Source organism: Leptospira soteropolitanensis, assembly GCF_026151655.1.
Classification (GTDB): domain Bacteria; phylum Spirochaetota; class Leptospiria; order Leptospirales; family Leptospiraceae; genus Leptospira_A; species Leptospira_A soteropolitanensis.
In genome coordinates, this window is sequence record NZ_JAMQPN010000001.1 from 366611 (window position 1) to 384924 (window position 18314).

17 protein-coding genes are annotated in these 18314 nt (G+C 39.6%); 9 read left to right on the forward strand and 8 right to left on the reverse strand.

The features are described 5' to 3' along the window. Positions 1–66 precede the first annotated feature (66 nt). From ND811_RS01775 to ND811_RS01785, 3 genes are read left to right on the forward strand one after another with little or no spacing between them, the layout of a single operon-like run. Positions 67–1500: a DUF4139 domain-containing protein gene (locus ND811_RS01775; protein ID WP_265350641.1), complete on the forward strand. Its 1434-nt coding sequence runs from the start codon at positions 67–69 to the stop codon at positions 1498–1500. Continuing rightward, positions 1500–3086 carry a phytoene desaturase family protein gene (locus ND811_RS01780; protein WP_265350640.1) on the forward strand — a complete coding sequence of 529 codons (1587 nt, stop codon included), beginning with the start codon at positions 1500–1502 and terminating at the stop codon, positions 3084–3086. Before ND811_RS01775 ends, ND811_RS01780 begins: the two co-directional genes overlap by 1 nt. A gap of 37 nt (positions 3087–3123) precedes the next feature. Next, positions 3124–3585, forward strand: a complete 462-nt coding sequence (locus tag ND811_RS01785; protein WP_265350639.1) for a MarR family winged helix-turn-helix transcriptional regulator — start codon at positions 3124–3126, stop codon at positions 3583–3585. A gap of 1 nt (position 3586) precedes the next feature. Here the strand turns inward: ND811_RS01785 and ND811_RS01790 are convergent, their stop codons facing one another. Next, entirely contained in the window at positions 3587–4855 is a 1269-nt protein-coding gene (locus ND811_RS01790) for a formylglycine-generating enzyme family protein (protein WP_265350638.1), read from the reverse strand. Positions 4856–4948: 93 nt separating this feature from the next. On the opposite strand from ND811_RS01790, the gene ND811_RS01795 reads away from it, so the two are divergent. Next, on the forward strand, positions 4949–5560 hold the full coding sequence (locus ND811_RS01795) for a hypothetical protein (RefSeq protein WP_265350637.1): 612 nt from the start codon (positions 4949–4951) through the stop codon (positions 5558–5560). A 3-nt stretch (positions 5561–5563) separates the two neighbouring features. Here the strand turns inward: ND811_RS01795 and ND811_RS01800 are convergent, their stop codons facing one another. Beyond that, the gene (locus ND811_RS01800; protein ID WP_265350636.1) at positions 5564–6211 is read right to left on the reverse strand and encodes a hypothetical protein; all 648 of its coding nucleotides are present in this window, start codon (positions 6209–6211) and stop codon (positions 5564–5566) included. 144 nt (positions 6212–6355) lie between these two features. Between ND811_RS01800 and ND811_RS01805 the strand changes: the two genes are divergently transcribed. Together ND811_RS01805 and ND811_RS01810 are read left to right on the forward strand one after the other, a co-directional pair. Further along, positions 6356–7639: a homoserine dehydrogenase gene (locus ND811_RS01805; RefSeq protein WP_265350635.1), complete on the forward strand. Its 1284-nt coding sequence runs from the start codon at positions 6356–6358 to the stop codon at positions 7637–7639. A 6-nt stretch (positions 7640–7645) separates the two neighbouring features. Continuing rightward, positions 7646–8014 carry an STAS domain-containing protein gene (locus ND811_RS01810; protein ID WP_265350634.1) on the forward strand — a complete coding sequence of 123 codons (369 nt, stop codon included), beginning with the start codon at positions 7646–7648 and terminating at the stop codon, positions 8012–8014. On the opposite strand, the gene hflX is transcribed toward ND811_RS01810, so the two are convergent. After that, positions 8001–9563 (reverse strand): GTPase HflX, encoded by a 1563-nt coding sequence (hflX, locus tag ND811_RS01815; RefSeq protein ID WP_265350633.1) that lies wholly within the window; start codon positions 9561–9563, stop codon positions 8001–8003. The two genes, ND811_RS01810 and hflX, sit on opposite strands and share 14 nt — an antisense overlap. 143 nt (positions 9564–9706) lie before the next feature. Here hflX and ND811_RS01820 point away from each other — a divergent pair, with 143 nt between their 5' ends. Beyond that, positions 9707–11584: a HEAT repeat domain-containing protein gene (locus ND811_RS01820; protein ID WP_238734948.1), complete on the forward strand. Its 1878-nt coding sequence runs from the start codon at positions 9707–9709 to the stop codon at positions 11582–11584. Here ND811_RS01820 and ND811_RS01825 read toward each other — a convergent pair. The 4 genes from ND811_RS01825 to ND811_RS01840 are packed head-to-tail and all read right to left on the reverse strand — an operon-like array spanning position 11571 to position 15652. Further along, positions 11571–11972 (reverse strand): response regulator, encoded by a 402-nt coding sequence (locus ND811_RS01825; protein WP_265350632.1) that lies wholly within the window; start codon positions 11970–11972, stop codon positions 11571–11573. The two genes, ND811_RS01820 and ND811_RS01825, sit on opposite strands and share 14 nt — an antisense overlap. After that, the gene (locus tag ND811_RS01830) at positions 11969–13864 is read right to left on the reverse strand and encodes an ABC transporter ATP-binding protein (protein WP_265350631.1); all 1896 of its coding nucleotides are present in this window, start codon (positions 13862–13864) and stop codon (positions 11969–11971) included. The genes ND811_RS01825 and ND811_RS01830 overlap by 4 nt, the downstream gene beginning before the upstream one ends. Beyond that, positions 13861–14430, reverse strand: coding sequence for an anthranilate synthase component II (locus tag ND811_RS01835; RefSeq protein ID WP_265350630.1), 570 nt, complete (start codon positions 14428–14430; stop codon positions 13861–13863). The genes ND811_RS01830 and ND811_RS01835 overlap by 4 nt, the downstream gene beginning before the upstream one ends. 55 nt (positions 14431–14485) lie before the next feature. Next, positions 14486–15652 (reverse strand): acyl-CoA dehydrogenase family protein, encoded by a 1167-nt coding sequence (locus ND811_RS01840; protein WP_135745154.1) that lies wholly within the window; start codon positions 15650–15652, stop codon positions 14486–14488. Positions 15653–15775: 123 nt separating this feature from the next. On the opposite strand from ND811_RS01840, the gene ND811_RS01845 reads away from it, so the two are divergent. After that, entirely contained in the window at positions 15776–16519 is a 744-nt protein-coding gene (locus ND811_RS01845; RefSeq protein WP_135745155.1) for a YebC/PmpR family DNA-binding transcriptional regulator, read from the forward strand. A 106-nt stretch (positions 16520–16625) separates the two neighbouring features. On the opposite strand, the gene ND811_RS01850 is transcribed toward ND811_RS01845, so the two are convergent. Beyond that, on the reverse strand, positions 16626–16871 hold the full coding sequence (locus ND811_RS01850) for a GlsB/YeaQ/YmgE family stress response membrane protein (protein ID WP_100743621.1): 246 nt from the start codon (positions 16869–16871) through the stop codon (positions 16626–16628). Positions 16872–16959: 88 nt separating this feature from the next. Between ND811_RS01850 and ND811_RS01855 the strand changes: the two genes are divergently transcribed. Next, entirely contained in the window at positions 16960–18309 is a 1350-nt protein-coding gene (locus tag ND811_RS01855; RefSeq protein ID WP_135745156.1) for an EAL domain-containing protein, read from the forward strand. The last annotated feature ends 5 nt before the right edge of the window (positions 18310–18314 follow it).

An 18314-nucleotide genomic window follows, 5' to 3' on the forward strand; every position in this document is an offset into this window, starting at 1 on the left:
CCCTAACGATTTTGGTTGCATTCGTTTTTTACATTCGAAGACTGTAGAATGCTCATGGGAGAATACATGAAATCCAAAATATTACCTTTCACCGCTCTAACGCTCCTGATTTTTACAGCAGGTATTACCTCTGATTCCGCATTTGATATGTCCACCCAGTCCGACCGCAAATCAGTCAGTGTAACCATTTATAATGGGGGCATTGGTCTTGTTCGGGAAACTCGTCAATTGAATTTATCTAAAGGAATTCGAACTTTACGTTTTGAAGATGTTCCTTCTCAAATCATACCGCAAACAGTAAGAGTAAAAGGTGAAGATCCTAAAAAACTCACAGTGTTTGAACAAAACTACGAATACGATTTAATTTCCCCAGAACGTTTGATGGACAAATACATCGGGAAGGAAGTCACCCTTTACAATGAATCCAAAGAAAAAACCACATCTGTCAAAGCGACGTTAATCTCTAATAACGGAAACCCTGTGTATAAAATTGGCGATGAAATTTCGCTTGGATATAATGGACGAGTAACCGTCCCCACCATTCCTGAAAATCTTTTTGCGAAACCCACACTCGTCTGGAAACTGAAAAACGATGTAGAAAAGGAACAAACCTTAGAAGTTTCTTACCAAACAAATGGACTTGGTTGGTCGGCTGATTACATCCTCGTTCTAGATAAAGAGGAAAATCTCTGTGGTCTTAACTCTTGGGTGACTTTGAATAACAACTCAGGCGCTGAATTTAAGAACGCGACTTTGCAACTTGTGGCAGGAAAAGTAAATTTAATCTCCAACCAATCCAACACCTATGCAATGCAACCTCGCGCTGTGAAAAAAACGATGATGAAAGAGTATTCTGAATCCGTTGCAGCACCAGAATTCAACCAAGAAAATTTGTCAGAGTATTATTTATACACTTTGGATCAGCCAACTAATATTGGTTATAATCAAACCAAACAAGTGCAACTCTTTCAATCAGAAGGAATTGAAATCAAAAAGTATTTTGTTTTTGAAAACCTTCCTATGTATGAAGGGAATGAAAAAAACTTCAATAACGCAACTATCAAGTATATCTTCAAAAATGCGAAGAAAAACAATTTAGGTCGCCCCTTACCACAAGGAACCATTCGTGTTTTCAAAGCAGATTCCAAAGGAAGACAACAACTTCTGGGAGAAGATACAATCGATCACACTCCAGAAAATGAAGAAGTTAAAATTCGAACAGGCCAAGCCTTTGATGTAGTGGCTAACGGCAAACGACTCTCAAGCGAAGTTTTCAAACTTTCTCGTGGAGATAAATCAACTTACTCGGCGGAAATTCGAAATAGAAAAAAAGAAGAAATCGAAGTTCGGTTTTATGCAAGCCTTTGGGGTGATTGGACGATCACAAAATCCTCTCATAAATTTACAAAAGAATCCGCTACGAGAGCTTATGCAGATGTTCCTTTAAAACCCAATGAAACAGTCACCGTAGAATACACCGTAGAGACTAAGTATCACTAATGGAAAATAAATATGACGTAATCATTATCGGCTCTGGTATTGGTGGCCTCACGGCCGCCTCTATCCTTTCTCAAGTTGCCAAAAAGAAAGTACTCGTTTTGGAACGTCATTTTAAGTTAGGCGGTTTCACACATACCTTCAAACGACTTGGAAAATTTGAATGGGATGTGGGGATCCATTATATTGGGGACTTAGGCGAAGGTTCCATGTTACGAACTCTATTTGATTCCATCACAAGAAAAGGTGTGAAGTGGAACAAAATGCAAGAGCCGTTCGAAATCTTCGATTACCCTGATTTCAGTTTTCCTGTGTATGGAGAAAAAGAAAGATTTGTATCGGACTTAAAACTTAAATTTCCTTTAGAATCTGCAGCCATTGATAGATACTTTCGAGATGTCGAAACCTTCACCCAATGGTTTGGAAGACATTTTACACTCAAAGCTCTGCCATCAGTATTTGAAAAAGCAGCCAAGTTTTTAAACTTAAACCACATCCCCACTCCTTATATCACCACCAAAGAATATATGGAGACTCATATTCGGGATGAGAATTTAAGAGCTCTTCTTTGTTCACAGTGGGGTGACTACGGACTCCCACCTTCTATGTCTTCCTTTGCCATTCATTCGATGATCGTCACACATTACTTTAATGGTGGTTATTTTCCAATTGGCGGTTCATCCAAAATCGTAGATTCGATTGAACCCATTGTAGAAGAAAACGGTGGGAGTTTAAAAATCCTCCATACGGTGAAGGAAATCATTTTGGAAGGAGACAAAGCAGTCGGTGTGAAAGTAGAAGTTCAAAAAGGAAAAACTTTTTCCGAACAAGAATTTTTTGCCGATGTGATTGTTTCCGATGCCGGTGCTTATACCACCTACAACAAATTATTACCAAAAGAATATTCCTCTTCTTTCCAAAAATCTTTGGAAACTCTTAGTACCCAAGGAACGACATCCATTACACTCTATATTGGTTTTAAAGAATCTCCGACAAAACTCGGTTTTCACGGAGAGAACCATTGGATCTTTCCCGATATAAACCATGATGGCTGTTATGCGAAAAGAAACGATTTGGCTGATGGAAAACCTCCTATGATGTATCTTTCCTTCCCTTCTTTAAAAAATCCTGAAGCAGAAGGCCACACTGCCGAAGCGATTAGTTTTGCAGACTACTCCTTATTTGCCAAATGGAAAGACGAACCCTGGAAAAAAAGGGGAGAAGACTACACAAAACTCAAAGAAACCATCACCGAAGGGATGTTAGAATTTTTAGAGAAACGATTTCCTGGATTTAGGGATCTCATCGAATTCACAGAACTCTCCACACCCATCACTACGGAATTTTTTACCGGTCATAAAGAAGGTTCCATTTACGGACTTTCCTGTACACCGGAACGCTTCAAACAAGAATGGTTAGGTGTGAGGACAACCATCAAAAATCTTTACCTAACGGGAGCGGATGCCTGCTCTCCAGGAGTAGCGGGAGCCCTAATGGGCGGAGTAGCAGCTTCTTCTGTGGTTTTAGGGCTTACGGGAACTCTTCGGCTTATGAAAGAACTTTTCCAAAAGAGCCAAGAAACCAGTTGACAAATGGTTTAAGATTTGATAGTTTGATATTAAATTAATGGGAACAAAATTCAAAGGAACTAAAAAAGAAGTACAGGCACTCGACGCATTTATTAAATTAAAACGTGCTGCTGAATCTCTGTCTTCCCGACTCATTTCTGAATTTACCAAATGGAGTATTTCAGAAAGTCAATTTGGGGTTTTAGAGACTTTGTACCATTTAGGCCCCCTTTGCCAAAAGGATCTTGGGGATAAGATCCTTAAGAGTACGGGAAACATCACACTTGTCATCGATAACTTGGAAAAAAGAAATCTAGTAGAACGTGTTCGCGGTGTGGAGGACAGACGGTTTATCTCTGTCCACCTAACAACGGAAGGAAAAAAACTCATCGAACAGATTTTCCCTGACCATGTAAAAAGAATTACTTCTGAATTTGCCGTATTATCACCTGAGGAACAAGAAGTTCTTGGAAAGATCTGCAAAAAACTCGGAAAAAAAACAGACGTCCTCTGTAAATAATTTAGTCTCGGTAGTCCATCACCAATCGAAATCCCGCTCGCCTATCTTCGGATAGGTTAGGAATCCCTCCGTAAGATCTAGCACTGGCTGTAGAATTTTTCGCAGAGTCCGCATAAGAACCTCCACGAACTACTTTGTAGATTTTTCCAAATGAAAAGTTTTTGATATGGTGGCCTGGATACAACTGGTAATCACTGGATGTCCACTCCGGTGCATTGCCACACATTCCGATAGCTCCATATGGACTGGCACCTTCAGTGGATAGTGCCAATACAGACTGTGCTTTACCAATTTTTGATTCTCTGGTGTTACAATATAAAGAATCATATTCATCACCAAAAGGATATTTAGTGGCAATGATTTGATAACCTAAGGTTTCATCCCTGTTGGTAAATTCTATGACACCGGGTCCACGGGCGGCCTTTTCCCATTCCCACTCCGTAGGAATTCGTTTTCCTACCCAACTCGCATATCGTTCTACTTCCCTGTAAGTAAGATGAAGAACAGGATAATCCCCTTCTCCATCGGGGTATTTTCCTCCAATCCAATGTGGGGGACTAGGGGAATTCGTTTGTTTTAGAAAATATGCATATTCTGCATTTGTGACTTCATACTTATCAATATAAAAGGATGGGATCTCTTTTAAATTAGAAGGTTTCGGTTCCAAAAAATAAGGATTAAAACTATCGCTAGAAGGGTCAGTTCCTTGACCGTATAAAAATAAACCTCTTGAAACTAAAACCATCTCCTTTCTGTCTTTGGGATGAAAAACAGTTTTCCTGGGTGGAGTAAATCTACCTTTAAAGAATGCATCTGGCTCTGTAAAAAAATCTTCTTCGATATAACTAGAGATATAGGCATCAGTGGTGATTTCTTTCATTTTTGAAGTTAGATCTGGTTTGTAATCACCCACTAACACTACTTCAATGAATTGATTTTTTTTATTTATATGTTTCTCTTCCCAAACAGTATCCCGAACCACAAGAACTCCTTGTTTTAGGTCTGTCAGTTTTTGATACACAGGAAATTCCTTTGTTTCAGCAAATAAAGACTTAATTTCCGTTAGAGAAAGTTTAGAAATTCGTTGGTTGCGATAAATCCGAACTTTAATCCAAAGTCTATTTTTATAAACTCCAACCACTTCTCCTTTCCATAGTTGGACTTTCTTTTTAGTGGTAGCAAAGGGTGATTCTTCCGAAGTTTCCTCTTGCGAAACAAGGGGTGAAATGATCATTCCCCAAACGAATAGAATCATTAGTAGTTTTTTCATACTTTCTTTTATCATCATCGGCGTATTTTGCAGAAACCTTTTGATTGAAATTTCCTGTGCATGTATACAATCTGTGGAAAGGGAAATATCACATTGATCGAGTTTCAGTACAAACGAGAGAAGGAAAATATCCTCATTTCCCTCAAAACGGATTCTACCCAAATCGGTACCTTCCACCGAATCGCCACAATCATTTATGCTCTTAAAATGGACATCCTTTCGGGGGAATTAAGCACAGTCATAGAACAAGGTCACGAGTTTACAATCGATTCGTTCATTTTACAAGCAGATGGCGGCGACACCACCCAGGCAGCTTTCAAACTAGGAATGATGATGGATTCCTTATTTTCTAAGAATACTAAGTTTGAAGAAATTTTGGAGAAATTACAAATCCAAGAACCTGCAGTTGCCACTTTCTTCCGTGAAACACCGGAGTTTATTTTTAGCGACCTTCCTGAAAGAAATGAAACCTGTTTGTATTTGGAAAGTAGTGCTGGGCGAGGTTTGTTGTATTATGTATCTCGCATTTTAATGCAAAACCAAATCAACATTCGGAGTGCCACCATCGAAACGGACTTTGAAACAGGCCGGGCCAAAGATAGTTTTTATTTAACGGACGTGTCGGGGAAGATGTTTGCTTCTTCTGACCTTGCAGACAAAATCAGAAGAGAAATTCTAGCCCCGATCCAATCGAATTCTCGTTAGAGATTAATTTTTACAAAGAACTTTCAAAGAAGTAGCTTTATCAACTTTTGGTGCTTTTCCGTTAGAAAAACGGTAAGCCAAACCAGACTTCTTATCCACTTCAGTTTTCGTCCAATACTTCTCTTCGCTAGATTTGATCTCTTTTGGTGCAGTCGCTGCAAATTTTACGAGATCTTCTTTAGAAGGAACCACTCCACCTACTGATTTACAATAAGCAGCTGCTTCCGACCATTTTTTGGAAGCTACTTTATCCACGAGGAATCCAGCAGTAGATTCTTCTGCAGGGACCTCTTCTACTTTTTTCTCAGGTTCTGCAGCCACAGGTTTGGTTTGTGCATCTGCAGGAACAGAAGCTGTTACCACAGGAGCAGGTGCTTTTGTTTTAAAGTATTTCACATATCCTAAGTACCCGATGGCAAGTACACCGGCCAAAACCAAAAATAGATATACTCCGTTTCCTGATTCTTTCGTTTGAGAAGATCCCTCAGAATGAGATACTGGGGATTGAAGAGAAACTTGTGCGGACTCATCGTTTCCGAATAGAGATGCGCTCTCGTTTCTTGTAGATTGTTTCTTAACCGTATTTGTTTTCTTAGCCGCTTTTTTAACAGCCTTCTTCTTAGCGGCAGATGATGATTTTTTCGTTGCCATAATGATAATCCTTATTGCCGAGACAATTCTAATTATAGTTATCACATGAAATCAGAAAAAGCTGAAGAACTTCTTCTCAAATTTGTTTTTTTTTAAAATTTTTTTAAGTGTGTTTCCTTTTCTACTCCGAAATCGTGATCCTAAATGAAAGAAGTTCGTATTGGTCTATTGGGTGCCGGAGTTGTCGGCACTAGCTTACTCCAACTCTTGGATAAAAACCGGGAAAAAATCCAAAATCATTATGGAATCAACTTACAGCTAACGGTCATAGCCACTCGTAGCCCGGGAAAACTCCAAGGTAAAACGAACGTTCCAGTAACTGATGACGTCTTATCTGTTACAAATCGTTCGGATATCGATATGATTGTTGAATTGATAGGCGGAACTGATACAGCCTACCAAGCGGTTCGTTCAGCATTAGAAAATGGCAAAACTGTCATTACAGCCAATAAGGCCTTGTTATCCGAAAAAGGTCGGGATTTATATCCGATCGCTACCCAAACCGGTGCTGAGCTTGGTTATGAGGCGGCAGTGGCAGGTTCCATTCCCATCATCCGTACATTACGAGATGGACTCTCCTCTTGTGAATTTGAAGTCATTTGCGGAATCCTGAACGGAACCACAAATTTTATTTTAACTAAAATGGAACAAGAAGCCTGGGATTATTCCACTGCATTGAAAAAAGCGCAAGAACTCGGTTTTGCAGAAGCAGATCCAACTTTCGACGTTGAAGGAATTGATGCAGGTCATAAAATCAGTTTGCTTGCAAGTCTCGCGTTTCGAGAGTACGTTTCGTTCGCTTCCCTTTCTGTAAAAGGAATATCCGATTTACAATCGTTGGACATTCAATCCGCCCTTTCACTCGGGTATCGAATTAAACTATTAGGAATCTCTAAACGAAGTTCTGCGGGAGTTCTCACCAAAGTCCACCCCACTCTTGTTCCTCTCGACCATCCACTGGCAAATGTAATGAACGAATCCAATGCCGTTTTTTATAAAACGAAAGAAGCCGATTCGGGAATGATCACTGGAAAAGGAGCTGGAGGAATGCCTACTGCCAGTGCGGTTCTCTCCGACATCATTTACTATGCATCCAGACTCGGAAGTAAAGAGATCGCTAAGGAAAATAACCTATTCCCTGAAGCAAAGGCCTTTCCAGAGCTGGACAATATGGTTCGTTACTACCTACGATTTTCCACGGTGGACAAACCTGGGGTTCTTGCTGAAATTTCTCAGATACTTGGCCGTCATAATATTTCCATTGCATCCGTCCAACAGAAGGAGTCCGCTTCAGAGCCTGTGTCCGTCATTGTAGTCACTCACTCGGCAACTGAAGGGGAATTTCAAAAATCTTTGCAGGAAATTGATACCATGTCGACTATCATCAAACAAAAAACTGTAGCCATAAGGCTTTTGGAAAAGCTTTAAATCGCTATGGCGGATTTACAGTTTCCCTCCCTGGATCTCAAAACAGAATTCGTCGAAATCAAAGGAGAACGAGTTCTGGTTGTTTCCTTTGTGGGACAGATCACCAACACGAATGCATACGAGATCAATCGAAATATTTCGGTGATCTTTCGAGATTCTGTTTATAATATTATTTTGGATCTTACCAAATTAGATTATATCAATAGCATTGGGGTGGCAACACTCATTGGTATCATCAAAACTGTGGAGAGCAATCATGGAAAAATTATGATTGGGGGACTCAATCATTTTCTGGAAAACGTGATTCGATTAATGGATTTGCCACGTCAGGTTCAGATTTTTAACACCAAACAAGAAGCCATTACGAATTGGTAATTGATACCAAGTTAGGGTTCTGATCTTTTTTTTTCCAAAGTTCGTCTTCAATTAAATCCAAAAGATGAGACAAACCTTCGCGGGTCACAGCAGAAACAAGGAGTACCTCATTCTTTTCAAAGGAAAGACGAGTTTCCTCATCCAACCCATCTGCTTTATTAAAGACCACCATTCTAGGAATTTCGTTTAATTGTAGCGAATTGAGAATCGTATCTACTGCCTCCATTTGCTCCGCATAATTTTGATTTGTTGAGTCAACCACATGGAGTAATAAATCTGCATCTCCCAACTCCTCAAGAGTTGCCTTAAAGGCTTGAGAAAGATCGGGAGGAAGGTCGTGAATAAAACCTACCGTATCAGAAATGATGATTTCTCTTTCTTCAGGGAAACGAATCCTGCGAGTCGTGGGATCTAAAGTAGCAAATAATTTATCTTCGGCAATGACAGTCGAATTGGTTAGGGCATTGAGAAGCGTCGACTTTCCGGCATTCGTATAACCAACAATTCCTACAATTGGGATTTCATTTCTAGAGCGAGCTTTTCGGTTTAGCTCTCGACGACGTTTGAGGTCTTTTAGTTCATTTTCCAAACGAGTGATTTTTTCTTCTACCCGTCTGTTTCCAATTTCCAACTTAGTCTCCCCAGGTCCTCTTCCTCCAATACCACCCGTTAGGCGACTCATATTGTCATCCAATTCAGAAAGTCGGTTTTTTAAATACTTGAGTTGGGCAAGTTCTACCTGAAGTTTTCCATCTCTTGATTTTGCATTTTTGGAAAAGATATCTAAAATAAGTTGGGTCCGATCAATGATTTTTAAATCACTCGCATCTGAGATTTTTTTGGCCTGTGAAGGAGTGAGTTCTAAATCAAAAATTAAATGTTCAATGTCTTTGTGAACAGAGGTAAGAATGATTTCTTGTAATTTACCTTTTCCTACAACAGTTTTAGGATCGGGATCTCTTTTTTGGATATAGGTATCCACAACGTGAATGCCGGCCGTACGACAAAGTTCTTTGAGTTCCGCCATCGAATGTTCTGGCGAACGTTTCATCTTTCGAACATCATATACACCCACAAGGAAAGCTCTGTTTTCTTTTTGTGATTCTTTTAGGTTGGATGTTTTTTTTGTGAATTCAGATTCGAGTGCTTCCACCTGCTCCAAGTATCCATACTTCAATTGCCCAGGGTATTGTTTAGGAGAAAGGATCCAAGGTTCCTTTGCATCAGGATCTGGATTGATAAAGGCAGAAAAAAAGAATTTGGGAATCCCATCAGAACCTACACAAGCCGCGGTAATGGAATCAAATCGATTGAGGACAAGGTCCATCAAATCTTCTTGGTTTAACGGGTGTTCTTTGAGATGAGTGTGAAAGAGCCTAAGGCCCCGAAGTCGGGAATGAGCTACACGATACCGATCCAAATGCGGAATTTCAATCGAATGGTCGTTCCCAACAATCAAATGAGTGACATAACCTGTCCTCTCAATGAGAAGGCCTACCTGCCTACCAATTTCCACGGAAATCTCGCCCACGAGCCTTGCGAGCTCCATCGAAATGATAGAATCCTCCCGAAGTCGTCTTTCGGAGAGAGATTTTAACTTTTTTAACTGGTTTGGCTTGAGACCAGCTAGATTGCCGCTAATTTTACTTATAGTACGTATCCGATATTCAAAGTATGGAAGTAGGCTATCAGATGTTTCAAAAGGGTCAAGACATAATTTGGAAGAGCAGTTTATGGGTGGTCCTTGTTCTGTTGATCAGTTGTTCCACCTCAAAACCATACCAATTAACAGACGTTTCACCAAAGTATAAAGAATACCAAGGTTCGGATTTAGACCCGCATAAATCAAAATCTGTCACAATCCCTGTGACTAAAAACCGTAAGTATGATGAGTTTATCCAAGAAGCACATAAGGCCATTGCTTTACTTGAGTTTGGAGAAAATGTAGCTCTTCGTGCTGATAGCAAAAAAACAGTCGGCGAACCAGTAGATAAGGAAATGCAAGCGGCTGCCTATTTGGAAGAAGATTTGCCTGTCGTTATTGCCAAGCTGCCAGGACTCATCCAAACCAACCAAGATCTCATTGATAGCGTTCCCAATGATTTTGATGGCCCAGCCATTGGTCGTGTCAGTTATGAATTAGGTAATATTCTAGATTTATTAAAACAAAACAGTCCTAAAGCAATTGGTATCCAAAACGCGATTCGACATTTACGTTCTGATTCAGGGAACTACAACCAAGGCAAAGATATCGCTGAGAAAGATATAAAACCAGTAGTGGAAGATCCAGTCATTATAACGAATGAAGTGGAAACTCCCAAAAAAATTGAAAAAATAATTCCTAACAAAGTAGAGAATCCATCTAAAATTTCTATCAAACGACTCAATCGCAAAGCAAAAGTCACAGGAAAAGCTAAAGTTACCGATCAAATCAATGAGTCAGTAAAAAAGGAAGAAGAAGTTCTCTCCGAAGAAGAAAAAAAGGACAGAGAGTATACAGACCAAATTCGTAAAGGGTTGGTTCAGGTTTTCCAATGGGAATACTACCGAAAGCCAAAAAACTTAGAAAAGATTTTAACCACTCATCCTATCCCTCGTGTGCGCGCTGCTGCTGCACTGGCGCTTGGTAGATTAAAGGCAGGCCGAGTTAGTTTAGAAAATGCCATCGATAAAGACGGATACCAAGTAAGACCTGCTGCCTATAAAGCTTTGTCTGATATTGGAGATAAACGTTCCCTTTCTTATTTTATAGCCGGAACCAAAGCAGAAGATCCAGAAGTGATCGCTGTGAGTTACGAAGGTCTGGGAAAAACAAAAGATCCAGCAGGACGTGAGATGATCCTTACAACAGGACTCGCCTCAGAATATGTGGTGATTGTTTCGGGTGCCTTACGCGGTCTCGCCTATCACAAACTAGATGCTGATGTCGAAGTATTTAGTAAGTTTTTAAAATCGAATGACCAAGATATTAAAGAAGCATGTCTTGAAGCTCTTGCGATTCATGGAAGTAGAGAAAGTCTTAGAATTTTGGAAAAATTTGTTTCGGAAGAACCAAACATGGCATTACTTGCCATTGATGAAATTAGCAAAAATCCATCTTTATCTGCAACCTTTGCTCTCATTCGATTGAATGAGTCGCAGACTGATGAAAAAATAAATAAACGAATTGGTGAATCCTTACTTCGTCGTAAGGCATTTGGTAAGTATGCGATCATCCTCATTGAAGATGATTACCTCCGGGCAGAACCAAACGAACGTTCGAGACCTGTTTCTTATATCAAAAACAAAGAGATTGGTTTAATTCTTTCTGAAACTAAAAAGGAATTTGCCGTGCGGATCGGGGAAGACATTCTCACTGACAAATACATCCAGGTGAAAATGGAATCTACACTTCCGGGAGCACGCGATGCCTTTGTCACAGGTTGGGTATTTTATCCGAAACTAGATATCATTGAAGTGAAACAACTTGGCAGTGATGGAAATTCTGGAAAGTATTCCAATTTGAAAAAAGGAAAACACAACAATCTCTTCAACCCAATTGAAGAAATCAAAGTTCCTAGAAAGGATTAGATTTTCCTTTGGAAAGGGCGGTGGGAACCCATTCTACCGTCCCTTGTTTGAGAGGAACTTTCGGAATCATCCAATGAAGACCACAAAACCAAGGTAAAAATAGAGAAGAAAACGGCATCACACCCATTACATCAAATCCAGTCGAAGCAATCACAAGAACTCCCTTATAACCGGATTTGTATATTTGGCGCATCATCCAGAGACCTGATGTTTGGGTTTCCATAGTCACATCCGAAACAATCATATCATAGTTTGGATTTTTTGTAAAAAGGGCTAATCCTTCCTTTGCATCCACAGCACGATCCGAGGATATATTTTTAGAATCAAAATATGATTTTAGATTGTTCGCATAACGGTCATTATCATCAACGATTAAAACTCTTTTCATATCTGAATCTCCGCTTCTGCAAATTGGCTGTCATATAATTTTTTATAAATTCCGTTTTGGGCAAGTAACGAATCATGATCACCTTTTTCCCTGATTTCGCCCTCTTCAATCACAACAATATTTTTCACACGCCTTACTGTGGAAAGGCGGTGCGCTATGATAAAAGTAGTTCTATTTTTAAAGAGCCGCTCCAAAGCTCGGCTGACCAACCTTTCGGATTCGGCGTCAAGGGCACTGGTAGCCTCATCTAAAATCAAAATTTCTGCATTGCGTAATAGTGCTCTGGCGATGACAAGGCGTTGTCTTTGGCCTCCACTCAGGTCAAGTCCACGTACTCCAATGACGGTATCATAGCCATTTTCCATATTGGTAATAAAATCATGGGCATTGGCAAGACGTGCCGCACGAATCACTTCTTTTCTGGTCGCAGCACCAGTCCCATAAGCAATATTATCTGCAATCGTTCCGTGAAAGAGAAAAATTTCCTGAGTTACAATTCCAATTTTTTTACGAAGAGAGTTGAGGGAATAGTTTCGAATGTCCATTCCATCAATTAAAATTTTGCCAGCTGTTGGATCAAAAAAACGAGGAATCAAATCCATCATAGTTGATTTGCCGGAACCACTGGTTCCAACAAAGGCATAAGTTTCACCCAGTTTGATATCTAAGTTGATTCCTTTTAAAACTTCTTGGTTTGTTCCTGGATAAGAAAAATGAATGTCGTCAAACTGAATCCCCTTCTCTATTTTTTCGAGAATTGTCTCATCCCCATGTTCAACCACTTCCGAATCACGATCGATAATTTCAAAAATCCGTTTCCCTGCAGAATTGGCTTGGGTGATTTTTCCAACCATTTGTGAAAGTTGGGTAAGCGGACGAAGCAAAAATAACAAGGTAAGAAGGAAGGCCATAAACTCACCTTGGGTAAACTTACCTGAATAAATAAATTTGGCACCCATAGCAAAGTAACCTAGCACCACGATGGATGAAGTAAGTTCGACAAGACTTGGTGCCATTTGTAAGTAGAATTGGCCTTTGAAAGTCCTTCGATACACCTTGTAATTGATATTATCAAATTTTTTAAGGTCTTGTTTTTCTTGGCGAAACGTGCGGATGACCTTAATTCCTGAAATGAATTCTTGGATATGGCTATTGAGATCAGCAAGTTTTTCTTGGAACCTTGCTGTAGAGGAAGAAATTTTTCGTGTAAACAAAGTTACAGGCATTATCACTACGGGAATAGTGAGACATGCCAGGAGTAATAGTTCTGAATTTAAATAAATCAGAATCATTAAATGAGTTAAAACGTAAAAGAAGTTAATGACCGCATCACGAAGGTTACTCGAAATAACGGCTGCTACAATCTCTGCATCATTGATAACCCGACTCATAATAAGTCCTGTTTTTTCCTTATAAAAATATGTCAGAGGCAACCTCTGGACTTTCTGGAATAATTCCTGGCGAATGTCTCGAACGGCCTTATATCCAGCCGTGGCGATACAATAAACAGAAAGAAGATAGGTTCCCAGTTTTAAAAGATAAAGTGGGAATACAGCGATACAAACTGCCCAAACCACTTCCTTGGGTTCCATATCCTTTGTGAATTCGTTGATTTGAAGTTTTGCAGAGATTATCAGACGTTTGATACGTTCCAAGCCATCCAAACTATCAACACCCAAAAGAACTTCTTGGACAAGGATCGTTTTTTCAGGAAGAGTTAAATCTAGGTGGAAACGATTGTTTTTATCACCACCTAACGAATCGAATAGGGGAATGAGTGCTGTAAGAGAAATTCCATTTAAAACGGCCGTCAAAAGTGCAAACACGAGTCCCAAAACAAATCGTTCCCGGTAGCGCACAGAATAGGACAATAGTCTTAAAAAATATTTCATTGGATAACTTCCTCATAGAAGTTGCGGAGTAAGGTTTCCCCATTTTCCGTGAGGATGGATTCAGGATGAAACTGAACCCCAAAGACCTTTTTCCATTTTCTGTGACGAATTCCCATTATGACTCCATCCTTTGTTTCGGCTGTCACTTCCAATTCGCTTGGCAAAGAAACTTTCGAGACGGCCCAGGAATGATACCGGTTGGCTAAAAAACCATTAGGGATATTTTTAAAGACACCTTCTCCGTTATGTAGGATTTCGGAAGGTCGACCGTGGAATACTTCAGGCGTTTGTTCCAATTTGGCTCCAAAAATTTCGCCAATCGCTTGGTGGCCAAGACATATTCCTAGTACCGGCATTTTCTGATAAACAGAATCTAAATGGGACATGAGTTTTCCTGACGTTTTGGGAAGACCGGGACCAGGGGACAAAACAACAGCTTTGTATTTTTTTTGTAGATCCAAAGGTAGGTCTTCATCATGCCGCATGACAGTTGTTGGTATGATTTGGTTCAGGTATTGGTACAGAATATAAGTGAATGAATCGTAGTTGTCGATGAGAAGGAACATACGAGGAGAGAACAGGTGGAACTGAAAACCAACCCACCTGCTCTAAATCCAATCTTTATGCGTTGGGAGTTTCGATCCCAACACCATCATTTAGAAATTTGGAAATGATCACACGTTGGATTTGTGAAGTTCCTTCGTAGATTTGGAAGATTTTTGCATCACGCATCAATTTTTCTACTGGGTATTCTTCGTTGAATCCGTAACCACCAAAGATTTGTACTGCATCCGTTGTGACACGCATAGCCATATCAGCGCAAAATACTTTTGCAATCGATGCTTGGTAAGTATTTCTGAATTTGTTATCGATAAGCCAAGCTGATTGCCAACAAAGGAGTCTTCCTGCTTCGATGTCACGAGCCATTTCAGCGATCATAAAACTAACACCTTGGTTTACAGAAATTGGTTTCCCAAACGCATTACGAGTGTTTGCGTAACGGATAGAATGATCGAGTGCCGCACGTGCCACACCGACAGCTCCAATTGCCACGGCAGGACGAGTTTGGTCAAAAGCGCCCATCGCAATTTTGAACCCTTCTCCTTCTTTTCCAATCATGTTTTCTTTTGGAACTTTTACATCTTCAAAAGTAACACCACGAGTGTCGGAACAACGTTGTCCCATATTTTTTTCTTTTTTACCAACGATGATTCCTGGAGATTTGGCATCGACGATGAAACCTGTCATACCTTTGTGACCCGCATTTGGATCTGTTTTTGCTAAAACAAAAAACCAATCTGCATGACCTGCGTTTGTGATCCACATTTTGGATCCGTTGATGATGTATTCGTCACCCACTCTTTTTGCCGTAGTTCGAATTCCAGCCACATCGGAACCAGCTCCTGGCTCCGTTACTGCATAAGCAGCCAATGTAAAATTTTCAGTCATTGGTTGGATGAATTTTTTCATCACATAATCATCCGCACCTAACAATACAGGCGCAAGTGCCAAGTTGTTTGCTAGGATGGCTGTGGCCATTCCAGAACATCCGTAAAATAACTCTTCCGAAGCAATCAGTTCATCCAAAACACCGAGGCCAGACCCACCGTATTCCACGGGGATATGCATATTCATAAGACCTACATCAAAAGCTTTCTTTAAAATTTCTTTCGGATATTCACCTGTGTGGTCATGGTGTTCCGCCTTGGGAATCATTTCATTTTTGGCGAAATCTTTCGCTAAGTCGCGTAGGGCTTTTTGTTCATCGGTGATAGAAAAGTCGATCATGGTATGCCTTATAGATGTTTTTTTACAGTACTTTGGAATTTTCTCTCTGAGTCAAGAAACTAGGGCGACTTAAATCTGTTGAAAAATCTTTTGAATCAAAAATCCTAGCCTTGGGAGAAAACAATGTCAGGACACTCGAAATGGGCGACGATTCGAAGAAAAAAGGGAGCCATTGATGCCAAAAGAGGCGCCATCTTTACAAGGATTGCCAAAGAAATTTCCGTAGCAGCGAAAGAAGGTGGTGGAGACCAAGAAGGAAACCCAAGATTACGCTTAGCTGTCACGAAAGCAAAAGCCGCCAATATGCCTAAAGACAACATTGAACGTGCCATCAAAAAAGGTACGGGTGGACTCGAAGGTATGGTCTACGAAGAGTGTCTGTACGAATGTTACGCACCTGGTGGTGTTGCCATTATGGTGGATGTTCTTACTGATAAAAAATCCCGTACAACTCCTGAAATTAAAAGCATTCTAACCAAACTCGGTGGTTCCCTCGCCAATGCAGGTGCCGTTTCTCGTTTTTTTGAAAGAAAAGGACAAATCACCCTAAAAGCAGACCAAATTTCTGAAGAAGCGTTGTTTGATTTGGCACTCGGTGCTGGTGCCGAAGACATCCAAGTGAATGACGGAATGTATGTTGTAATTACAGCTCCTGCAGAATATGAAGCTGTCCAATCTGCCCTTTCTACAAAGGGCCTAAATATGGAAGAATCAGAAATTAAATACATTGCGATGACAACTGTCGAAGTAAACGACAAAGAAACCGCAGAAAAGGTGATGAAGTTAATTGATAACCTAGAAGCCAATGACGACGTGCAGGGTGTAAGTTCCAACTTTGAGTTAGGTGAAGGTGTCGAACTAGATTAAATTTTTCCCTGAAAAGACAGGACGGTAAATTATGTCGCCCTGTCTCAAGTGAAGTTTGAAATCGTAAGACAAATATTTTGTCTTACGAAGTTACCGGTTTTTTGGTTTATCTTTTTTTGATCATACCTGCAATGAAGATAAGTAAAATGGCACCTACGACTGCCACAATCAATTCCGCAATCAGACCATAAGATCGAAAACCTAATAGGCCAAATACAATTCCTCCTAAAAAGGAACCGACAACACCGATCACTAAATTGGCAATCAGCCCAAATCCTTTTCCACGCAAAATACGACCAGCAAGCCAACCTGCTGCAAGACCAATCAGTAAAAACCAAATAAAACTAAACATAAGTTACTATCCTTGTTGCCTTTTCTTTTGAATTCTCATAAATTTACAAGAAGTCGTTTGAGAATCAAATCATATACGCAGGCTACATTTGAAAAATCAACTTTTAACAGGTCCCTATTATTTTGGTATGAAAGATTTGGATGTATTCAAAAAACATTTCATCCAAGAAAACCAAGGGAAACCTCTTTTCCTCATTCGCTTTGAAAACATTACTGGTATCGAACTTACTGATTTTTTGGATCTACTTCGAACTGAGTTTTATAACTGTATGGATTTGGAAGATATTACTTTTGGATTTCACCATATTGAAAAACAAAACATTTTGATTATGGGGATCTCTCCCCTTTTTGAATGGGATATCGAACGATTCCCAAATATTGAAAATGCAGTTGGTAAATTCCAACAACAATGTTTACAGAATAAAACTGCATCCTTTCACTTTGGAGTTTCTAGAACTCAATCTAATTTCATCTCGGATGATGAGGAAATTTATAACGAACTTTATAAATCATCAGAAAAAAATCTAAACGATAACCTAGTTCGTTGGAGTTGGACATATTACAATAAAGCCAATACTTATATTTCTGGATCGGTACATGAAGCCATGATCCAACCGACTGTCATCTTCAACCCTAAAGACAAAACCTATTCTGTGAAAGGCGGCGAAGTTTTTCTAGGTGGTGGAGCCTATATCGGTTATAAAGATTTGATCAATGACATTCCTTCTGACCAAGATATAAATCGTATTGAACTTTTGATTTTAGAAAAGTTGATCATAGCTTGTGAAGGGGCACCAGGGTTATTAAAATTCAATATTTCGCCTCAATCGTTAATTGATACTTTTTCGCAAATGGACCGAGTGGATCGACTGAAAAAACTCATCCAGAATAAAGACCTACTTCCTGAAAACATACGATTCGAACTCGTAGAAAAACCTTATGATGATTCGCACTTTCCATTAAAAGATGTATGTCATGCATTCTATTCACATGGAATGAGTTTTGCGGCAGACGACTTTGGGGTAAAAAGTCAGTCCCACCAAATCGTTTTAGATCTAGGAATTATGATCAAAGAATTTAAACTAGATCCTATTAGTTTTAAATTCAAAATGGAAGAGGACCAAATTAAATTTTTGGATAACTTGGCATTTATTGATTATTGTAAACGTCTAGCTGATAACAGGGAGGCTGTGATTACTGCTGAAGCTGTTGAGGATTTTGATACTTTACGATTTCTTATGGAACACCAAATTTACCAATTCCAAGCAAACATTCTATTTGGAAAAATGACCGTATCGGATTATAAAAGGGATTTTGAAGTTCTGCATTCAATCCATGAAGATGTTGTGAAAGAAGTATTGACAGATAAAATTTTGTCAGAAAAACAAAAGAAAGTTGGGAATTTGTTTCGGGTTGCTTCCGAAGAAGGTTTAATTTAAAATTC

What these genes read in the sequence shown, in the direction of transcription:
- ND811_RS01775 (WP_265350641.1), top strand. Translation starts at nt 67, where the DNA reads ATGAAATCCAAAATATTACCTTTCACCGCTCTAACGCTCCTGATTTTT.
- ND811_RS01780 (WP_265350640.1), top strand. Translation starts at nt 1,500, where the DNA reads ATGGAAAATAAATATGACGTAATCATTATCGGCTCTGGTATTGGTGGC.
- ND811_RS01785 (WP_265350639.1), top strand. Translation starts at nt 3,124, where the DNA reads ATGGGAACAAAATTCAAAGGAACTAAAAAAGAAGTACAGGCACTCGAC.
- ND811_RS01790 (WP_265350638.1), bottom strand. Translation starts at nt 4,855, where the DNA reads ATGAAAAAACTACTAATGATTCTATTCGTTTGGGGAATGATCATTTCA.
- ND811_RS01800 (WP_265350636.1), bottom strand. Translation starts at nt 6,211, where the DNA reads ATGGCAACGAAAAAATCATCATCTGCCGCTAAGAAGAAGGCTGTTAAA.
- ND811_RS01805 (WP_265350635.1), top strand. Translation starts at nt 6,356, where the DNA reads ATGAAAGAAGTTCGTATTGGTCTATTGGGTGCCGGAGTTGTCGGCACT.
- ND811_RS01810 (WP_265350634.1), top strand. Translation starts at nt 7,646, where the DNA reads ATGGCGGATTTACAGTTTCCCTCCCTGGATCTCAAAACAGAATTCGTC.
- hflX (WP_265350633.1), bottom strand. Translation starts at nt 9,563, where the DNA reads ATGGAGCTCGCAAGGCTCGTGGGCGAGATTTCCGTGGAAATTGGTAGG.
- ND811_RS01820 (WP_238734948.1), top strand. Translation starts at nt 9,707, where the DNA reads ATGTTTCAAAAGGGTCAAGACATAATTTGGAAGAGCAGTTTATGGGTG.
- ND811_RS01825 (WP_265350632.1), bottom strand. Translation starts at nt 11,972, where the DNA reads ATGAAAAGAGTTTTAATCGTTGATGATAATGACCGTTATGCGAACAAT.
- ND811_RS01830 (WP_265350631.1), bottom strand. Translation starts at nt 13,864, where the DNA reads ATGAAATATTTTTTAAGACTATTGTCCTATTCTGTGCGCTACCGGGAA.
- ND811_RS01835 (WP_265350630.1), bottom strand. Translation starts at nt 14,430, where the DNA reads ATGTTCCTTCTCATCGACAACTACGATTCATTCACTTATATTCTGTAC.
- ND811_RS01840 (WP_135745154.1), bottom strand. Translation starts at nt 15,652, where the DNA reads ATGATCGACTTTTCTATCACCGATGAACAAAAAGCCCTACGCGACTTA.
- ND811_RS01845 (WP_135745155.1), top strand. Translation starts at nt 15,776, where the DNA reads ATGTCAGGACACTCGAAATGGGCGACGATTCGAAGAAAAAAGGGAGCC.
- ND811_RS01850 (WP_100743621.1), bottom strand. Translation starts at nt 16,871, where the DNA reads ATGTTTAGTTTTATTTGGTTTTTACTGATTGGTCTTGCAGCAGGTTGG.